The organism is Streptomyces sp. NBC_00289, from assembly GCF_041435115.1.
Lineage (GTDB): Bacteria > Actinomycetota > Actinomycetes > Streptomycetales > Streptomycetaceae > Streptomyces.
On record NZ_CP108049.1, the window covers coordinates 71024 to 89854 of the forward strand.

At 69.5% G+C, this 18831-nt stretch carries 14 protein-coding genes and 1 pseudogene; 10 read left to right on the plus strand and 5 right to left on the minus strand.

Annotated elements, in window-relative coordinates:
• Positions 1–37: 37 nt before the first annotated feature.
• A complete protein-coding gene (locus OG985_RS50435; protein ID WP_331720297.1) occupies positions 38–859 on the plus strand; it encodes a hypothetical protein in 822 nt (273 codons plus the stop codon).
• A gap of 132 nt (positions 860–991) precedes the next feature.
• Here OG985_RS50435 and OG985_RS50440 read toward each other — a convergent pair whose 3' ends face one another.
• Entirely contained in the window at positions 992–3529 is a 2538-nt protein-coding gene (locus OG985_RS50440; protein ID WP_371674818.1) for a Helicase associated domain protein, read from the minus strand.
• Positions 3530–3929: 400 nt separating this feature from the next.
• Between OG985_RS50440 and OG985_RS50445 the strand changes: the two genes are divergently transcribed.
• The 4 genes from OG985_RS50445 to OG985_RS50460 all read left to right on the plus strand — a co-directional run bounded on the left by OG985_RS50445 (position 3930) and on the right by OG985_RS50460 (position 8617).
• Positions 3930–5036 carry an AAA family ATPase gene (locus tag OG985_RS50445; RefSeq protein WP_371674819.1) on the plus strand — a complete coding sequence of 369 codons (1107 nt, stop codon included), beginning with the start codon at positions 3930–3932 and terminating at the stop codon, positions 5034–5036.
• Positions 5037–5149: 113 nt separating this feature from the next.
• On the plus strand, positions 5150–6760 hold the full coding sequence (locus tag OG985_RS50450; protein ID WP_371674820.1) for a Mu transposase C-terminal domain-containing protein: 1611 nt from the start codon (positions 5150–5152) through the stop codon (positions 6758–6760).
• Positions 6757–7500: an ATP-binding protein gene (locus tag OG985_RS50455; protein ID WP_331720299.1), complete on the plus strand. Its 744-nt coding sequence runs from the start codon at positions 6757–6759 to the stop codon at positions 7498–7500. Before OG985_RS50450 ends, OG985_RS50455 begins: the two co-directional genes overlap by 4 nt.
• 13 nt (positions 7501–7513) lie before the next feature.
• On the plus strand, positions 7514–8617 hold the full coding sequence (locus tag OG985_RS50460; protein ID WP_331720300.1) for a hypothetical protein: 1104 nt from the start codon (positions 7514–7516) through the stop codon (positions 8615–8617).
• 19 nt (positions 8618–8636) lie between these two features.
• Here the strand turns inward: OG985_RS50460 and OG985_RS50465 are convergent, their stop codons facing one another.
• Positions 8637–9191 carry an XRE family transcriptional regulator gene (locus OG985_RS50465; protein WP_331720301.1) on the minus strand — a complete coding sequence of 185 codons (555 nt, stop codon included), beginning with the start codon at positions 9189–9191 and terminating at the stop codon, positions 8637–8639.
• Between the two features lie 272 nt (positions 9192–9463).
• Between OG985_RS50465 and OG985_RS50470 the strand changes: the two genes are divergently transcribed.
• From OG985_RS50470 to OG985_RS50480, 3 genes are all read left to right on the plus strand, one after another.
• Positions 9464–11683, plus strand: coding sequence for a helix-turn-helix domain-containing protein (locus OG985_RS50470; RefSeq protein ID WP_331720302.1), 2220 nt, complete (start codon positions 9464–9466; stop codon positions 11681–11683).
• Positions 11684–11689: 6 nt separating this feature from the next.
• Positions 11690–12247 carry an XRE family transcriptional regulator gene (locus OG985_RS50475; protein WP_331720303.1) on the plus strand — a complete coding sequence of 186 codons (558 nt, stop codon included), beginning with the start codon at positions 11690–11692 and terminating at the stop codon, positions 12245–12247.
• A gap of 217 nt (positions 12248–12464) precedes the next feature.
• Complete coding sequence (locus tag OG985_RS50480; RefSeq protein WP_331720304.1) at positions 12465–13058, plus strand: toll/interleukin-1 receptor domain-containing protein; 594 nt, start codon at positions 12465–12467, stop codon at positions 13056–13058.
• A 205-nt stretch (positions 13059–13263) separates the two neighbouring features.
• Here OG985_RS50480 and OG985_RS50485 read toward each other — a convergent pair whose 3' ends face one another.
• Together OG985_RS50485 and OG985_RS50490 are read right to left on the minus strand one after the other, a co-directional pair.
• Positions 13264–14775, minus strand: coding sequence for a HEPN domain-containing protein (locus tag OG985_RS50485; RefSeq protein WP_331720305.1), 1512 nt, complete (start codon positions 14773–14775; stop codon positions 13264–13266).
• Positions 14776–14961: 186 nt separating this feature from the next.
• The gene (locus OG985_RS50490) at positions 14962–16422 is read right to left on the minus strand and encodes a hypothetical protein (RefSeq protein ID WP_331720306.1); all 1461 of its coding nucleotides are present in this window, start codon (positions 16420–16422) and stop codon (positions 14962–14964) included.
• 260 nt (positions 16423–16682) lie between these two features.
• Here OG985_RS50490 and OG985_RS50495 point away from each other — a divergent pair, with 260 nt between their 5' ends.
• Positions 16683–17516: a hypothetical protein gene (locus tag OG985_RS50495; RefSeq protein ID WP_331720307.1), complete on the plus strand. Its 834-nt coding sequence runs from the start codon at positions 16683–16685 to the stop codon at positions 17514–17516.
• The gene (locus OG985_RS50500) at positions 17513–18349 is read left to right on the plus strand and encodes a hypothetical protein (RefSeq protein WP_331720308.1); all 837 of its coding nucleotides are present in this window, start codon (positions 17513–17515) and stop codon (positions 18347–18349) included. Before OG985_RS50495 ends, OG985_RS50500 begins: the two co-directional genes overlap by 4 nt.
• 100 nt (positions 18350–18449) lie before the next feature.
• Here the strand turns inward: OG985_RS50500 and OG985_RS50505 are convergent.
• A pseudogene (locus tag OG985_RS50505) lies at positions 18450–18831 on the minus strand (helicase associated domain-containing protein); the annotation flags it as partial.

Sequence of the window (18831 nt, forward strand, 5' to 3'; positions counted from 1 at the left end):
CGGTACGGCCGCCCTGAGCGGTGCTCGTTGAACGGACATGACCACCACGCTCTTGGCGCCCCTGTGCCGCCACGCCCCTGAACGAGGCCACCGCTGCCAGCCGTACAGCGGCTTCGACGACGGCGACGGCTGGCACCACGACGGACTCATGGTCGATCCCGAGTTCCCGCTCCTCTACAAGCGCGACCCGTGGTGCTGGTCGCCCGAGCTCGGCTTTCACCGCTCGCGCACGCCGAACGTCCCGCACCGCCTGACGGGAATCACGGGAAGGAAGTTCGTCAGCAACAAGGGCATGCAGATGTGGCAGGCCCTCCGGCTCGGTGCGGGCTGGGGCATCAGCAGCGAGCCGTGCGACGACGGCCACTGGACCGAACAGACCTGGCGGGTCTTCGAAGCCGTCGACTACCGGTGGAGCGGGGATCTGGAGCCGGTCGCCCGGCTCGGCCAGCTGGTCGGCCGCCACGTCGACAGCGGCGGCCAGGACCGCATCGCCGCCGACGACGCGCTTCTCACCGGATGGTTCCGCGACGCGATCCTCGAGTTCCTGCCCCACCCCGGCCTCGGTGAGTGGAACGACGTCCTGCTGCGCGCATGCCACGGCCAGGGCGAACAGGACCGCGACTGGGTCCAGCAGCAGATCCCACCGGAGCCGACGCACCGCCGGCAGCGGCGCCGCGAAGAGCCGCGCGTCTACGTCTGGGAGTACATGACCCGGACTTCCCAACACAACGGCGGCATGCGCTCCATCAGTGCCACGTTCCGAATGACCGAACCCACCGACACCCAGGCGATGGAGTGGATGACCGCGACCATGCGCCACGCGCTGCGCTGGGGCGGTTCGCTCCCGACCCCGGCCTGACGACCGCCGGCCCCATGTCCGGGCAGAGCCGCCGCCCACCCGCCGACAGCACGAAGCCCCGGGCTACAACGCCCGGGGCCTCTCAGTGCACTTCGCTTGACCACCCGGTTCAACGACCAGCCGCGGCCGGTGTCACGCCCACTCCATGCCCAGTTCCCGCAGCGCGTCCAGCTGCTCCTGGGTGAGCCTGTCCCGCCTAGAACGGACATTCGATGTCCATACACCTAGCTTGATCACTACCGGCTCTGTCTCGCCGTCGACGGCGATCTCTTCAGCGTGGCCACGCGGAACAGGCCGGTGGGCGCCTTCCCGTTCCACCCACTGCGCGAGGGCCGCCAGGCCGCGCTGGAACGCCTGCTGCGCCTTGCCCGGGCCCTTCGTCGCACGCGTGGCCGCCGGGGCGGGAGACGGCGCCTCAAGCGGCTGTACGCCCAGCTGGGACAGCCGTTCCTGCTGCTCGGTGGACAGCTGCGCCCAGGTGCCCGGATTTTTCTGCCTCTCCAGCCACCGACCGATGTCGTCACCGTCCATCAGCACGCCGGGCTGGATCTCGGGCAGGACGCCGTCGGCGTCGACGAGGTCGGCGAGGACGCGGTAGTGGCGCTGCCAGTCCAGCGGCCACGGGCAGTCCCAGTCCGAGTCGATCGCCGTCAGCTGCTGCGCGCGTTCTGCCGCCCGTTCCGGGTCCTTCCCGAGACCGCCCTTGCGCCGGAGATTGGCGACATGCTGCCCGATGGGCACCATCGCGTCGCCCTCGCCCCAGACCTGGTCCTGACGCGGAGCAAGGTGCCCGGTGGCCCGCCGGTAGGACCGCAGCGCGGAGATTTTGGTCTCCCAGGCCTCCTCGCCCGGCTCCCACACCATCCCGGCCTCCGGCGCGTCCAGCAGCTCCTTGCGCCGCGGCTCCAGCTCCCCGGCCCTCAGGGATTTCCGCTGTTGGTGGATCCATCGCCCAAGCGGAAATGCCTTCGTGACCCCGACTTCGACCTCTACGTCGTAGGGAACGGCGTAGAGCCCGGTGATCTCGTTCTCCGCCCGCCAGCGGATGAGGGCCTGGTAACCCTCCAACCAGACGAGGCTGTCCGGCCGGTACACCCGCGTACGCAGGAACGCGGCGATGGTCGCCGCGTCGCGGGGAGTGCTGAAGTGGAGCAGGGCCGATTCGGCGGCGGCCTGGGTGTCGTCGTGCGCCTGGTCCTCGCCGTCACCCTCCCCGCCGGCGCCGACGATCCGGCCTTCCTCATCCCGCTGCACGTGGGCCTTGCGCTGCTCCCTGCCCCGGCTGAGAGCGCGGGAGGCGAGCTGCTCAACGAGTCGGTCATCATGACTGCGGAGCCCTTGGAGGATCGCGACAAGGGGGCGGAAACTGGCGCTGGCGACCATGTCGGTCGGGTCCTCGTTCGGCTCCAGGAAGATCGGCACGATGATCCTGGCCACCTTGGTGGAGCCGTCGCGGTTCAGCCTGAGTGCGCGGCCGATGTTCTGCACGATCTCCACCTGCGAGCCGCGGGTGTCGGCGAAGCAGATCGCCTCGACACCACGCTCGCCGGTGATGTCGACGCCTTCTCCGAGAACGCGAACGCTGGCGAGGAAGGCCCGGTGCACACGCCGGTTGTTGGCGTCGATGCCGTTGGCGAACTGCCGCAGTGCCTCCCGGCGTTCGACCACCGTGTGGTCGCCGCACAGCCACGCCGACCACACCCGGTCCGGCGGCACGTGGCGGCCGGCCTCCAGGCCGTAGAACTCCGCGTCGATCGACGACGCGGGCAGCTCCTTCTCCGCCTTGACCATGGTCTCGTCATCGGTCTCGGTGACGTACAGCTCGGCAGCGGTCCTCGGCAGCGCCTCCGCGAACGCGGCGGCTTCCTCCACCTTCTGATGGAACGTCATGACCGTACGCAGGTTGTAGGCCGCCGCGTGTTCCAGGAGCGCGGTCTGCAGCAGGGCCAGGCGCCGGCCCCGCTGCGCTTCTTCCGACTCCCCAAGGACGGGGGAGGGGTCGCGGATCTCCAGGACGTCGATCTCGAAACCCGCAAGGATTTCGCGCTCGATGGCCTCCGAGAGCCCGAGTTCAGCACCAGGCAGCCAGGCGCCGAAGGTTCCGTCCGGGTCGTCGGCCATGCTCGCGATCTCCAGCTCCTGGCCGTCCGTGCCCTTCTGAGGCCGGGGCGCGGCGAGGATGCGGGGGGTCGCGGTCAGGTAGAGCCGGAAGTCGGCGGGGATGCGGGCGTTGTCGTGGATCGCCGCCCACGGCCTGCCAAGATCACCTGCGGTTCCGTGTGCCTCATCCACTAGGGCGAGCGAAAAACCGTCCATGCGCTGGCCGTACAGGCGCTCTCCGCCCGCCAGAGCGGCCTCCAGCGGCCCGCGAACGCGCCCCTGGCCCATCGGGTCGTCGACGTCCTCGCGGTCCACGAGAGAGGCGTACGTGGCGAACACGATGACCGGCCCGTGGGCGGCCCACAGGGCGAGCTGGATCGGGTTGGTGGTGGTGCGCACCCCCAGCTCGTTCAACACCGGGTCGCTCTCCAGCGAGCACACCGCGACCATCGGGGAGCGGTGACCCACCGCCCGCCACGCCTGGGCGGTCTGCACGAGCAGGTCCAGGGTCGGCACGGTCACGAGGATCCGGCCCTCGGGGAAGCACTCCAGCGCGCTCGCGGCAGCCATGATCGTTTTGCCGGAGCCGGTCGCTGACACGATCGTGCCACGGGTGCGATCTCTCGGCTTGGTGTCGGTAATGGTGAGAGTCGGTGGTGCTGGTCTGGTGGTGTGCTGTGTCTGCGCTGGTCAGTGGGGTGTTGGGGTGGGGCCGGCACTGTCATGAGGTGAGAGGTTGGGGGTGGGTGTTGCTGTCGTGGGGCTTTATCTCATGGCAGCTGATGCTGTCTCAGTTTCGTGAGTTCTGATGCGATGTGGTGGGTGGGGCCGGTGTGATCGTGGGGTGGATCAGGGTGTAGGGGCCGGCCGGGGGGCTGGGCTGTCGAGGGCGTTGGTGGTGCGTCGTTTGCTGGAGCGGCAGCAGGCGGGGGAGTTGGCGACGCGGCATGTGCGTGCGGTCGCTGAGGTGGTGGGTGCTTCGGAGCGTACGGTGTGGCGCTGGCTGGAGCAGGCGAAGACGACGGGGCGTGTGGAGGCGCCGGTCCGGCGGGGGTACGCGGTGTCGGACGAGGTGTGGGAGCTGTTGGGTGAGGCGGGGGGCAATGTTTCGGAGCTGAGGCGCCGGCTGGTGGCTGCCGGCGGTGAGGTGCCCATTCCGTCGATGTCGACGTTGAGCCGGGTGATCCGCAGGGACCGTCGGGCGGGGCGGGCTTTGCTGACGGGGCGGGAGCCTGAGGTTGCCGGGTCGCGCCGGTCGGATCCCCTCAGCGAGCTGGGCCTGGACGTGGTGGCCGAGAAGGGTGGCGGTGGGCAGGTGTTTCTGCGGGAGCAGAAGCATCTGGCGCAGGTCCCGGTCCTGGTGCCGGGTGCCCAGGTGGTGCACACGCCTGCTGTGCGGTCGGTGCTGCGGACGGTCGCGCACGCGGCCGCGGTGGGGGCGGTGGTGTGTTTGTACGGCGACGCCGGCCAGGGCAAGACCGTCGCGCTGCAGTACGCCCTTTCCCAGCTGCCGCACCCGGCCAGGGTCCGCCGGGTCCACGTCGGTGTGCACCCGACGGTTCCCGAACTGCGCCGGGTACTCGCGGACGCCCTCGAGCTGGGCAGGCGTCTGCCGCGCGGGGCGGGGGAGGCCGACTTGATGCTGGTGAACGCGTTGAGGCAGCCCCGCGTGCTGGTACTGGACGAGGCACAGCGCCTTCCGGGACCGGCGCTGGAGTTTCTGCGCGGGCTGTGGGACCACCCGGACACGGACACGGCACTCGTGCTGGCGGGGGCGGGCAGTGAACGGGCGCTGCGCCGGGTGCCTGCGCTGGCCTCTCGGGTGCTGACCTGGGAGTTGGTGCCGCGTCTTCGTCCGGGTGAGGTGGCAGCGGCGATGGCGGCCTTCCACTCGCTGTGGGAGGGGGTGGCCGAGGACGATGTCGTGTGGGTGGACGAGCATGTGGGCCACGGCAATTTCCGGACCTGGGCGAAGCTCACCTCGCACCTGACCGCCGAGATCTACGGCAAGAGCCGTGCGGTAGTGGACCGCCGGATGCTGGAGCGGGCCTGCTCACGGCTGATGGGGCCGCTGTGACCGGCGCCTTGGGGCCGGGAGGGGGCGCTTCCCGCTCCGGCGTGCACGGGGACGGTGCGGACGCGCGGGGAGGCCTGCCTTCTTCCTCCTTGTCGGCGCTGCGCGGTCCTGCCGTGCGCCGGCTTCTCGCCCTGCGGCAGGAACAGAAATTGACCTCCCGTCATGTACGGCTGATGGCGGAGTCGTTGGAGGTGACGGAGCGCACGGTGTGGCGGTGGCTGGCCGCCGCCGAGCGTGACGAGTCCGCGGCCGCGGAGCCTGGGGCACGGGCCCAGAGCAAGGACCGCTTCACCGTCACCTCGGAGGTGCGCCGCCTGCTGGCCTTGTGGAAGGGCAACGTCGCGGCGGTCCATCGTGAGCTGACCGCTCGCGCGGTCAGGGGCGAGGGAGAGCCGCCTCCGTCGATTCCGACGCTGCACCGTGCGATCCAGCGGGACCTGACGCCGGGGGAGCGGGCCGGACTTGCGAAAGGCGAGCGGGCGGCGCGCAAACACGATGTGTTCCTGGCCCGGCCGCGGGGTTGGCGCAACCAGGCATGGGAGACCGACCACATGCAAGCCCCGGTGCTGGTCGACGTCGACGGCACCGCCCGCAGACCGTGGATCACCTGGTTCACCGACTGCGCGACGAACGCGATCACGGGCGTCGCTGTCACGCCGGTGCATCCGTCGCGGGAGTCGGTGCTGTCCGCACTGCGCTCCGCGGTCCTGCGCGAGGACCCCTACGGCCCGTTCGGTGGCCTGCCGGAGAAGGTGCGTGTGGACCGTGGCAAGGATTTCCTGTCCAGGACGGTGACCGCGGCGTTCGATCTGTTGGACGTGACGGTGGAGGACCTGCCCGCCTACACCCCGCACCTCAAGGGCACCGTGGAGGGGCTGAACCGGGCGGTGGAGAGCATGTTCCTGGCCGCGCTGCCCGGCTATGCCCGCCAGCCGCGTCCCGGCAAACGGGCTTCCCGTCCGAAGGACGAAGTGCTGCTCGGCTTCGAGGACTTCACCGCCCGGCTGCTGGCTTGGACTTCGTGGTGGAACACAGAGCACTGCCCCGCGCCGCTGCGGGGCCGGACGCCTCTTGAGGCGTGGCAGGACGATCCCACCCCGCTGCGGGACGTGCCGGCCACGGATCTGTGGACGTTCACTCTGGAGGACGCCGGCACCCGCACCCTGAGCACCCGCGGCATCCGTTTCAGGAGACGCGACTATGTGGGTGCGTGGATGACCGGGCAGGCCGGGATCCAGGTCCGGGTCCGTTTCATGCCCCACCACGACCACCGGATCGAGGTCTACCACGCGGCCACCGGCCGCTACCTCGGTCCCGCGGATCTGGCCGACCGGGCCACCGAGGAACAGGTCAGCGCCGTACGGCGAGCACGGGCCGCTCGCTCCCGCCGTCTGAAGAAGGACCTGGAGGCTTCCCAGCGCGAGCGCTACGCCGCCGTGAACCAGCCCGAGGCGCCCCGGCGGCTCGGTGCGTTGACCACCGCGCAGGCCGAGGCCGAACTCGCCCAGGCCACCGACACCGACCTGTCGCAGCTGTCGCTGCCGGACCTCATCCCGCCCGCCGCGCCGCCGGCCGGGTGGCGTACCCCTGCTTCCCTGGCCGCGCTGACCACGCCAGACCGGCCCACCTCGCTCCCGTCCGGCCGTGATTCCGCTTCCGCCCCGGACGGCCCCGACGGGCGGGCCGCACGTCCCACCACCGACAAAGACGGAGACGCCTCGTGACCGCGGCCACCTACCAGTACGTCGACCTGCCCGACGCCTCCGTGGTTACCACCCGGGCCCTGCTCACTGCCCGGGAGAACATCTCCGACACGGTCGCCGCCCGCGCCATGATGTGCATCCACGGCGGCGCCGGCTTCGGCAAGACCCTCGCCGTCAACACCTGCCTGCGCGCACTCGAGCCCGGCGAGGACGTCCGCAAGATCACCTTCCGTGCCCGGCCCACCGCCCGCGCGGTGCGCTACGAACTGTTCACCGCGCTCGACCTGCCCGGCGAACCGCCCCGCCACCCCAGCGAGTTCGACCGCCTGCTGAAAACCGCGTTGGCCGAGCGCCCCCGCGCCTTCCTCGTCGACGAGGCCCAGTGGCTCAACGGCGAGGCGTTCGAATACTTCCGCTACCTGTGGGACGAACCCTCAACCCAGCTCGCGATCATCTTCGTCGGCGGCGAGGGCTGCCACACCGTGCTGCGCCGCGAACCGATGCTCTCCTCCCGCATCTTCATCTGGCAGCACTTCACCCGCCTCACCCCCGGCGAGGTCCTGGAGGCCATTCCGCTGTTCCATCCGGTGTGGGCCGACGCCGATCCCGACGACATCGCCTTCGCCGACCAGCACGCCGCACACGGCAACTTTCGCGCCTGGGCCCAGTTGACCGCCCACACCTGCACGGCCCTGACCCGCACAGGCCGCTCCCGTGTCGATCAGGAGCTGCTGCGCTGGGCCTTCAGCCGCCTCGCCTGACCACCACGCCGCCATGCCGCCTGCCGTGCCCCCGCCGTCCGTCGCCGTGGTCATCGACCCGGGCGACGATGCGGTTCACACGCACACCGCCCTGGCCGCCCACCATCCGCCCTCCGGGCGGATCACCCTGCACCCCGGCCCGGGCACCACCAGCGAGACCGGCCTCGCCCACGACCTTCTCGCCGCACTGGGCAAACCGCCCCTGCTCCCGGGGCGTTTCCCCGCCGGCCGTCAGCCCGCCTGGGAAACCGCCACCGCCTGGATCACGGCCCTGCCCGTCACCCGGCTGACCGTCCTGCGCGCCCACCGCCTCACCGCCCGCCGCACGATGCGCCTCCTGCAGTTGCGCGCCCTCACCGGCATCCACCTGACCCTGGTCTGCCACCGCCCCCACCTGCCCGCCGCCCTGCACCAGGCGCTGCAGACGGCCGACTACTGCGTCACCGCCGACTTCCAGGCTGCCCGCCGCCATTACTACGGTGCGACCGCTCCCGTACCCCAGTCTGTTGACGAGCCAGCCCGGCCGGCAGACCGGTGGCTCACCTTGCCCGTGCTGGACCGTCTGGTCTCCTACGACAGCCCCGCTCCATGTACCGCCCCGTGCACGCCGCCGCCGATCGTCTTCCGGCACCGCCCGCCACCCGCACCCCTCACCCAGCAGACAGCCCAGGAAGCCGCCCGGCGCCTGGCCTCCGTGACCGCCCACCCCCGCCTGGCCGCAGCTCTCGCCGCCGCGCTCTTCACCGGCGCCTCCTTCCAGCAGCTCGCCACCGCCCGCCCCGGCGACTACGACGACACCGCAGCCACCCTGGCCCTGCACGACCGCACCCGCTACACCGACGGCTGCGCTACCTACGGCGTGCCGTCGTGGGCGCGCGTCTTCCTGAAGGCCGCCGTGTGCTTCGCCCGGCTCGCGCCCGGCCAGGACCAGCATCTGCTGACCGGCCCTCACGACCGCACCCACCTGCTGCGCGTGGCCGAGGCCGCGAGGCTTCGCCCGCCGCAGCCGTCCGCCGGCCAGCGCACCGGCCGTATCCAGTGGGACTGGCGCGAACGGAAGGAAGCACAGTGCTACGACGCGATGCTGACACGGCACCAGATCCCGCCCTCGTCCTGAGCCCGAAGCCAGGCGCACGTCAGTCGATGGAGAAATCGGCGAACTCCACGTCGGTGAAGGCGATCCCGAGACCGTGAGCACGTCGGCCTCCGTCCCGGAAATAGGCATGCCCCAAAGCACGGGCGAGGATCACCAACTGCTGCTGCTCGCCCCCGCCGGCATCCCGGGCGGCGAACAGCTCGCGGGCCACTTCTCCCGACAGGTACTGAGTGATCAGCCGTACCCGCGGATCGTCCGACGAGCCTGCCGGAGCGGCGAATCCGAACCGCGCCCTGGTGTGGAAGACAAACCCGTCGGCCTCGGCCCGGGCCCGTCGACGGGCGCGCACCAGGGGCTGCCACCGTGCCCTGACAGCCTCATCGATCAACCCCGCATGCACGGCACTGGGACGGCGGCGCATTCCCGGCCGGGTGGTGACCCACCTCTGTACCGTGCGCTGGGAGATCCCCAGGAGGACAGCCACGTTCTTTGTGGAGCCCTTCTCCGCCCTGAGCAGGAAACGCACAGCGGCATCCCTCGCAGGCACAGGGCGGGTCAGCAACGCCCGCTCGAGCCCTTTGACGATCTCACCCATGCCCGCCCCCGAGCGTTCCTCCACCGCGATGGCTGGTGCACGGCGGCCGTCTGCTTTCCCAGATCTCTCACACCAAGCCGCTCTCCCCGGCCAGTTCAGGCATAGCCAAGACACCAACGCAGGCCCTCGGCTAAAGAGCCAGCAGTAACCCAAGCCCGAGAACGCCCTTCCCGAAGCAACTGTGAACCCGCAACCGTCATTTACGCCATCCGTACGTGTTTGGTACGCGAAAAGTGCGCTTCGCGCTAGGGTTGCGGGACAGGAGGTGCTGCATGTCCGAACTGTTCGACGCGGTCGACGCGCTGGTCGCGTCCCGCTCCCCGTTGCCGCCCCCGGCGGAACGCAAGCGGCTGCGCCAGGCGCACGGTCTGACGCTGGACGAGGTGGCGGCCGCGCTGCAGGTGCGGCGGGCGACGGTCGGCGGCTGGGAGGCCGGCAAGACCGAGCCGCGGCCGCCGGAGCGCGACGCATACGCCCGCATGCTCAAGCAGCTCGCCCAGCTCTACCCTGCCAACGCCCCGGTGCCCTCTGAGGACACGGCGGTCCCCGAGACGCCTGCCGTCCCGGCCGTTCCTGCGCCATCGGTCGCTGAACCGGCCCAAGCTCGCACCGAACCCGCAGGCCCGATCCCGGAACTTGCTTCCGAGGACACCGCGCTGCGCCCCGCCGCCGTGCCGCATCCGGTGGCCACGACCAGGCCGACGCCACGTCGGACGCCCGCGCGGAAAGCCGCCCCCGCTGGCAGCCCAGCCGGTGGTGCCGATGTGCGGTTCGAGAACGGCCCGCTCGCGGTCGTCGACGTCGCAGATGGCCAGGTGCTGGCGTACTGCGTCGGCGGCTTGGTCCTGGACGTACCGGCGAAGTCGATTGCGGCCCTGGTGGAGTGGACGCTGTGGGAGGGGCGGCTCGGTCAGCCGAAGTTGTCGGGGCCGGGCAAGGACGGCGATCCGCTGCTCGTACTCACGGAGGCTGCCCTGGAGCACTACGGCCTGCCGATCGCCCTCACCCAGGAAGAGCGGCTCGCCGGGCGGATCCCGGAGGGGCACAAGGTCATCAAGCAGCTGGCCCGCGCGGAGTGGAAGCTGACGAAGCGAGGGTTCGGGCCGTGGGCGAGGATCTACCGCCCCGCCACGGGTTCGGAGCGGGCCTGCGTCCAGCTGTGCATCCCGTCCTGGCAGGCGCTCGACACCCGCCATTGGGCCGACGCCGCCCAGCTTCCGCCCGCCGAACTTGCCCAGTTGCTCGGTACGTACGCGTCGAGGGTGATGACGCCGCGCGGCTCCACCGCTGTCACCGGCCTGGAGCTGATGACCGCCCTGCATCCGCCGACCCGCGCCTCCGAGCCCGATGAGACGGGTAAGCGGCACTCCGAGCACAACCCCGGCTCGCTGGGCAAGGATCCGGTGGACTGCGCACCGTGCGAGGCCCCCGACGGGCACCCACTGCTCGCGGACCTGCCGCGTTTCCACCAGCGCACCCGGGCGGAGGTCCTGGTGGAGGAGGCGTACGACTGGGCGCGCCCGCTCACCGACGCCGAATGCCTGCGCCGCAACCTGGTGGGCATCGACGTGAACATGGCCTTCGCTGCCGGCGCCAACGGCCTGGTCGTCGGTCTCGGTGCGCCAACGCACGTCAAGCAGCCGGTGTTCGATGCGAAGCTGCCCGGCGCGTGGCTGGTCGATCTGTCCCACGTCGACCTGTCGAGGGTGAAGGTCGCCAAGGAGAAGTGGGCGGACCTGGACGGCAGTCTGCTACCGAGCCCGTTTACGCCGAAGGGCGAGCGCCCCGAGGGCCCGGCGTGGTACGCCACGCCGACCGTGGCGTACGCGGTGGAGCTGGGCTACGACGTCACGCCGGTCGAGGCGTGGGTGCGCTACGACAACGGGCGTTACCTGGACGGCTGGTACAACCGGCTGCGCGACGCGTACATCGCCACGATGGCCGATCTCGGGGTGGGCGCCGACCTGTCGCCAGAGGAGTTCCTCGCAGCGATGGACGGCTACCGGCAGCGTGACCCCGGACTGGCGGTCGTGGTGTCCGCGGTCAAGGCGACGGTGAAGGGCGGCATTGGCAAGCTGCGTGAGCGCCCGCGCGGGGAGGGCTGGAAGCCGGGACAGCCGTGGCGGGCCCTTGCCCGGCCGACGTGGCGTCCGGATATCCGCGCCGCCGTCATCTCCCGGACCCGGATCAACATGCACCGCAAGATCGTCAAGCACGCCGCGTTCACCGGGCAGTACCCGGTCGCGGTCCTCTCGGACTGCGCCGTCTACGCGTCCGACGGGCCGTCGCCGCTGGACTTCCTGCCCTACCGGGACGGCAAGCCCCTGCCCGGCGGCTTCAAGCTCGGCGTGAACCCGGGCCTGGTGAAGTGGGAGGGCACCCAGAGCGTGCTGTGGGGCGAGGGCGTCCGCGAGCAGTTCAAGGCCCCGGAGCTCAACCTCGCCCGGTACATCAAGGACGGCACCATCACCGACCAGGGCAACGGAGAATAGACCGCGATGAGTATGTTCGGGGACGGCCTGGACGCCGCGGTGCAGAAGGCGTTCACCCGCCCGGTGCCGAAGTCGGCTGGCACGCAGATGCGGTACCTGGTTAAGCAGTTGAGGGGCACTAAGGCCGTCGCCCAGATGCTGCGCATCTCGCAGCGCACCGTAGAGCGGTACGTGAAGGACCAGATCAAAAAGCCCCGCCCTGATCTTGCCGCCCGCTTGGAGGCCGAAGTGAAGAAGCGGTGGCAGCCGCAGATCCGTGCCAAGGCGCGGCAGAAGGCGGCGACCACCGGCGGCATCGTCATCGACACCCGCGCCCGGATCGGCTACACCGCGCCGATCGGCACGACGGACGAGGACCGCCTCCGACACTTGACCGTGGCGCTGCCGCCGCAGTACGCCGCCCGCCTCTTCGACGCCCAAGAGCACGGCGCCACGGACCAGCAGCTCCAGCAGATCGCCGCCGAAGCACTCAAGGACGTGTACTTCCAGGACAACGGCCGCCGCGCCGGCCAGCTGGAGGAGGTCCGCCTCACCAGCATTGAGCACCTCGAGTTCGACCTGTAGATCCCGAACAGCCGCGAGCCCCGTCGACCGCATGTGACTGAGCGGTTTAGTTGGCGGGTGAGTGCTGTACTTGGCGAACGTTTGCGGTCTTTCTGGCAACTGCGAGCCCACGACTGCGCATTGTGCGTCCTGCGAGTCGGAGCGCCTGAATGCGGGTGCGAAAACGTCATCTTGACGATAACCTGGCGCTAGGTCTTTGGGATGACAAGGAGCAGCAGTGCGCGCGTTCGTTTCCCACAACCATAAGGACAAGCCTGCCGTTCGCTCCTTCGCCACGAAGCTGCGGTTGGGCGGCATGGACATCTGGCTCGATGAGTGGGAACTGAGCCCCGGCGACTCCATTCCTGGCAAAGTCGGGGTCGCCTTGGACACGGTCGACACCGTGCTCGTCTGCTGGTCCGAGCACGCCAGCACGTCGGAGTGGGTCAAGTCCGAGTTGGAGACTGCGATCATCCGGCGACTGGAAGACGGACTCAGGATCATCCCAGTCTGCCTGGACGACACGCCACTCCCGGCGCTCCTCCGCCCCCTGTACTGGGTCTCCGTGACCGAAGACGACGACCAGACCGCCGTCAACAAGATCTTGGGCGTCGATACCACCGGATTCCTTCAGGGCGTCCAACGGCTCCTGGACGAGGCGACCATCGAGGCCGTGTCCTTTCACGGAGCCGGCGTCTACGTGATCTGCCCCAACTGCGGCGCTCCGCCAGCCAAGCTCGAACAGTGGGGTGCGACCGACTACGACCGCGGAGACCACTACGCCGGGGTGCGCTGCACTGAGTGCCGTTGGGAGGAGGGCGGCGAGGTGTAGCAGGTTCGTGCTTGCCGCGACCAATCACGCCTCGGTGCAGCCGCTGTGCCGGGCCAAGGCGCGGCCTCGCTCAACCCGCCAACTGAAGCGCTCAGTCACACCGCATCATGCTCGGCACCGGCCTGGCCTGCCTGCCGACGCTTGAGTATGGGGCGTGGCGGGGCCGCACAGTCGGCCCCCGTGTACGGCGAAGGTGTCGCGCCCGTCACTCCGGCAACTGCGGGCTGCCCTCGGCGCCGTGCGGCATCTCACCCGCGCTCTCTGACGATGCCGATTGGTCCTCGGGGCGTTCGGGTTGGGGCCGCGGCCACTGGTTTGGGCTGATGCGGTGGGCCAGTGCGGGCCAGTCGGCGATGCTCTGCTTGGCCAGGGAGCGCATCCCGGGGTGCCTGTCGAGCTGTGCGGTCAGGGCCGTGCCCGAGGGCAGGCCGGCCTCGGTGAGGAGCCGGAGCGTGATGACGGCCTCGGTCAGGTGCAGCGCGCCCGCGAGCGCCCCGGGATCTTCGTGGACTCCGTCGGGGGCGGTGAAGCCGTGGCTCAGTGCGTTGCGGATGCGGGCTGTCACATAGGCCCACGGTTTGACTGTGCCGTTGAAGAGCCACTCGCACACCTCGGGCCCGAGTTCTTCGGCCAGGGCCAGGAGGCGCTTTTCCAGCGTGATGCCCATGAATACCTTGACTGCGTCACGTACGTCGCGGCGCTGGGCAGCGTTGAAGCCTCCCGCGTCATCGAGCGCCCTACGCACGCGTTCCGCGAAAGGATGCTCCGCCAGTTCCTCGTGAAGAGCGCGATGGAGTGTCTCGGCTGCGTTGACGACGTCCAGGAGCTGCAGTTGCAGGGACCCGGACCGTCGGTGGGGCTCCACCGCGTCCAGCGGAACGGAGCAGCGGCGGGCTAGCTCCAGCCACGTCGGGATGAACGATGGCATGCCGTCCAGGGAAGGGGACAGTGGCAGCGGGGCGTGCATCGTCGGCGCAGGTTCTTCGGGTTCCTCGCCGTCGTGAGGGTCGACTTCGAGGAAGCGCGGCGGCCTGCCTTGAGTGAGGGGATCGTCCGGCACGAGGCGCAGGTTGAACACGCTGACCGGCTCGTCGACCCCGATGGCGACCAGGGCCCGCAGGGGACCTGCGATTTCCTTCTCCACCTCGTCCAGGGTGAAGCCTGAACGCCTGTCGGCGCTGACCTCCACGTGTTCCTGCAGGGATTTCACCCGGCGGCCGAAGCGGCGGCTGTCCCGGACACCGATGCGGATCGCTCCGTCGTCCAGAGGGATGGTCACGTCGTCGGGCACTGCGTAGGGTCCGGAACGCGCCTGCGGGCCGCGCAGCCCGCTCAAAGGCCACCAGGCCGATAGGCCGGTGAGCTCGAACGCCACTGCATGAAAGCGGGTCGATTCGGTGATCTCACCCCCGCGGACCAGCTGCTCGACGCGCCAGGTCATGGTCCACTGATCGCTGGCGCTGTGGGTCGCGCTGGGGTCCGGTCCCTGCACGTCAGACTCTAGGAAGCACTGCAGCAGGGTGTATGGGACGCCCCGACAGGATCCCCAGAGGGTGTGGGGTGGGACGAGGTGAAGGCCGTCCCAGCCGCCCGAGTTCACCATCAGGGTGCCGATGAGGCTCAGGCGCCATCCGTCCGCGGTGCGGGTCAGCGACCCGGGCACCCGCAGGCCCGGCGCATCCGGAGTCCACCACGCGCCATGCTGTTCGTTGCCCACGTGTCCCCCCAGGTGCGTCTGCGCAGCTCCTTAGCTTCCCACTGGTGCCGCGCTTGGTGACTCCGACGACGCGCCCACGGTGGTGCTCGCGGTTGCTGGGGCCGTGCGTCATCGTCACCCAGTGCTGCTTCTTCGACTTGGTCCGGTGGCTGCGAGGTGAGGGCAGTCAGCGGCTGGCGGGCCCGGCTAAGGCGAATGCCGGTCTGCCGAACGACGCCAGGGATAACTGTTCCAGCCCTCATCCAGCACAGGGTTCCGAATACGCGCGTGCCCTGTGAAGGCTTCACTCAGTCCGTAGGTGGAGCGCTGGGAGTCGCTGGCACGCTCGATCAGGAGACGGCCGATGGGGGCATCGGTGATGGTGACCATGTTCTCCAAGTCGCCGGCGCTGCACACCGACACCGGGACCGCCGTGCTTGGCTGCTGGGCACGTTGGAAGGGTGCGTTCACGATGTGGAATGGCTCCATGGTCACGATCAGCCCCTGGACGGGACGGTCGGCGGGGATTGACGTGAACTCCTTCTGCCGGCTCGCGATGAGGGCGGCGCTGTTGTCGATCTGCTCGTAGGCCCGCCCGAGCATCCGGCGGACCTCTTCGACACGCCTGTCGGTGGCCAGACGCAGATGCTGGGTCGGCCGAACGGACTTCACCTCCACCAGCAGCACAAGCTCATCCGTGACGACGATCCAGTCGACGCTGCGTTTGTTGTCCCGGCCGTAGATGATCTCGGGGACGACCTCGGCCTCCGACCACAGGTCGAGCTGTCGGCCGACGTAGGCCTCGAACAGATCGCCAAGATCCTGCGCGAACGCGTTGCCGTAGCGGGCTACGCCGGTGTAGTAGATGCCGAGCGGGCTCCCCTTGTCCGGAATGAGATCCGACACCGGAGTCAGATACCCCGGCCCGTACCCACGCAGGAAGGGCTTGCCGCGCAGCGGGTTGAACTCGAACCGTCGCCGCAGCGGATCAGACGTCAGTCGGGCTGCCTTGTTCTCCTCCTTGAAGGCGGTGGCGTCGGTTACGAAGTGAGCCTCGGTGACGGCGGTGAAGGTGGCGGCCGGGATGACCTCGAGTACCGGTGCCATTCCGGGTGTTTCCAGCCAGGCCAGATCGAACCGGCCGCCGCACTTAAGGGCAGACGCCCACAAGAGCTGGGCGATCCCGACGTAGTTCGACAGACCCGTGCCGAACAGATCCTCGTCCCAGCCGGGACGCAGGCACCGGGGTTCGCGGGTTGCAGTGGTCTGCGCGATCATGGCCGCAGTGCGGGCCAGGTTCTGGTACGGCGACTCCTGCAAGGTCAGCTGCTCACCAGACATACGCAGCAAGTACCGCTCCAGGGAGTCCAGATTGGCAACATCCCGGACAAAGTGGTCGTCCAGCTGTGTGTACATCTCCAGGATTTTTTCCAGATCCTGTCCAGACGCGTCGTTTCGGAACTCGTTGCCACAGGCCAGGGACACACGGGCAACGTCGGCCAGCGCCCAGGGCACGTACTTGAAGGTGCTCCGGCTTTTCCGCCACGCACCCAGGCTGTACGTCGCCGATGCCAGCGCGATGAGCGGCATGAGTGCACTCGGTCGATGGCGGCGGATCCTCGCCACGTACTCCTGATCGCTGATCATCTGCCTGACTTCCCATGCCATACGGCAAGGATCTCGCCAGCACGTGCAAGCTGTCGCCTCCATTACGACGGGCCATCACGACACGAGGCGACGGGGCTCTACCACGATGGCGCGCCCTGGCGGGTACGTTGCTGACGCCGAAACGACGCCGCGTGCGTGACGCCCGAGGACGCCCTTGAAGGATGCCGGTCGGGGAGAACCCGCTCACCTCCTGAAAACCGCTGCCGCTGGGGCGGAGGGTCCTGCCACCATCAGACAGGACCTGAACCAGGCGAGGAACGATGGCCAACTTCCGATTCGGCTCGAACGACTACACCGTCAACATCCGCACGCAGCACAGCGCCAGCCTCCTGCAGGGCTGGGGCGTACACCGCCTTGTCCTGGGCTTCGAGGTGACCGCCCACGACAAGTACACGGAAGACGCGCCGTTCCTCGTCTCCGGCAACCTCTGGACGTCCGACCTGCCCAGTCCCGCGAGTTGGGTCGGAGTCCTGCACGCTCCGGGTCCCATCGGCCTGAAGCCGTTCACGACTACGCTCACGCTCGAGACCAGCGTGACGGACCAACAGCTGCGCGGTCTGGAGAAGACCCGGGCGGGAGCCGACCTGACCCTGCGTGCCGACCTGACTCTGACCGGCCTCGCGGAGAGACGACACTGGCCCGTCGCCTCCGACAGTGAGAACATCCGCATCCCGCACGCGGCCTGGAGCATCCAACTCGCCCAGGTCGACGTCGGCGCCTTCGTCGACGTCCTCGTCCCGATCACCACCGTGGAGGCCCGTGCGACCGCGGCACGCCGCATCCGCGAGGCGAAGACTGCGATCCGCGACCAGCGCTACGAGCACACCGTCACGCTCGCCCGCCAGGCCCTCGACGCCGTACGCGAGGCGTGTGACACCCAGAATGTCAACGCGCGGGCGGCGGGCAAGAAACCAGCAGAGCGGGACCAGGAGGAGCGCTGGGCGGTGCTCATCCAGAGCGCCTACAACCTGTTCAGCGGCGCCCCGCACGACGACACGGGCACCACGGAGAACTTCACCTGGACCCGCGCCGACGCTGTCGCGGCTGTCGCCACCGCTGCCAGCCTGCTCGCCCGGCTGGAGGACCTACCATGACGGCCAGCCGGACCTGTGTGTTCTGCCACGAACCAGCCAGTGGGCAGGGCGAGCACGTCCTGCCTCGGTGGCTTTTCAAACGGTGGAAAGGGCAGGGGCCGTTCACCATCTGGGCAGGAGGAGAGCCACTCAAGGCACGCGGGGGAGCAGTAGCGCGGTATCAGAACATCGAGCGGGTGCTTCTTCCGGTGTGCGGGGACGGCAGCCGGAACAACTGCAACGGGTGGCTGAACCTCACCTTCGAGGAGGAGGCCCAGCGCCCGGTGGAAGCGCTCCTTAACCATCTGGCGGCCATCGGGGAACCGGACGTCACCGCTGTCGCACGGTGGGCGGTGAAGACGCTTCTGCTGTACCGGCATCCCCTGGCCCGGCACATGGAGCGGGAGAAGGTCCGGCAGTGGCGTGACGAGTATGCCGACAGGCATGAGCAGAGCGCTCTGTCGCTCCCGCCGGACCTCTTGCCGCAGATGCGTCAGACCGGTCGGCTGCCCGCTGATGTGTCGTTGTGGGTAGCGGTGGTCGACGAGGACACGAAGCCGCTGGCGCCTCCTGCCATCGATCTGTTCTCGATGCCTTCCAGAGTGCACCGCGAGGACGGGGCGGGAGGCCGTCCCGGCAGCTCCACGCTCGGCTTCGGCCCACTGGGCAGCAACGGCGCCAGCGCACGGATGGTGTTCCATCTGCTGTTCCACCCGCTGATCGACGTCAGGCATCCACTGGAGGAACAGGGGCTGGTATCGCGGCTGTGGCCGTATCCTCCTACGGCACTGGACCCGCAGCTGCTTCCGCGGCTGGACGGTACGTGGGCGGATGGTTCCAGCCCAGCGGCATGAGCGTCGGCTTGCAGGACGGCGAGCGCTGGCCGCAGGCGGGGGAGCTGGAGGTGGAGAAGCTGGAGTTCCCACCCGGCCCCTCACCTCTGTCCCCTCCCGTTCAGTAGGAGTCCTCCCGCTCGGAGGGCGGCCCGAACTGCACCTTGAGGTCGCAGGTGCACATGCCGCCGTCGTACAGCGTCTTGTCGCATTCGTCATGGTGGTGCCGGACCGACAGCCGCTTCGGCGGCGCGGGCCGCACGGAGCCGCCCAGCGTCGGCTGAGCGGGGACGGCATGGGTGGTCGGCGCCGGTGCCGCGCCCGCCCACTGCACGCCCAGCGCAGCGAGCGCGTCCAACTGGTCCTGGGTGAGTTTGTCGCGCCTCGATTTGGCGTTCGAGATCCATACGCCCAGCTTCACGGCCACCGGCTCCGCTTCCCCGTCGACCGCGATCTGCTCGCTGTGACCGCGCGGCACCGACCGGTCGGCACCCTCCCGCTCG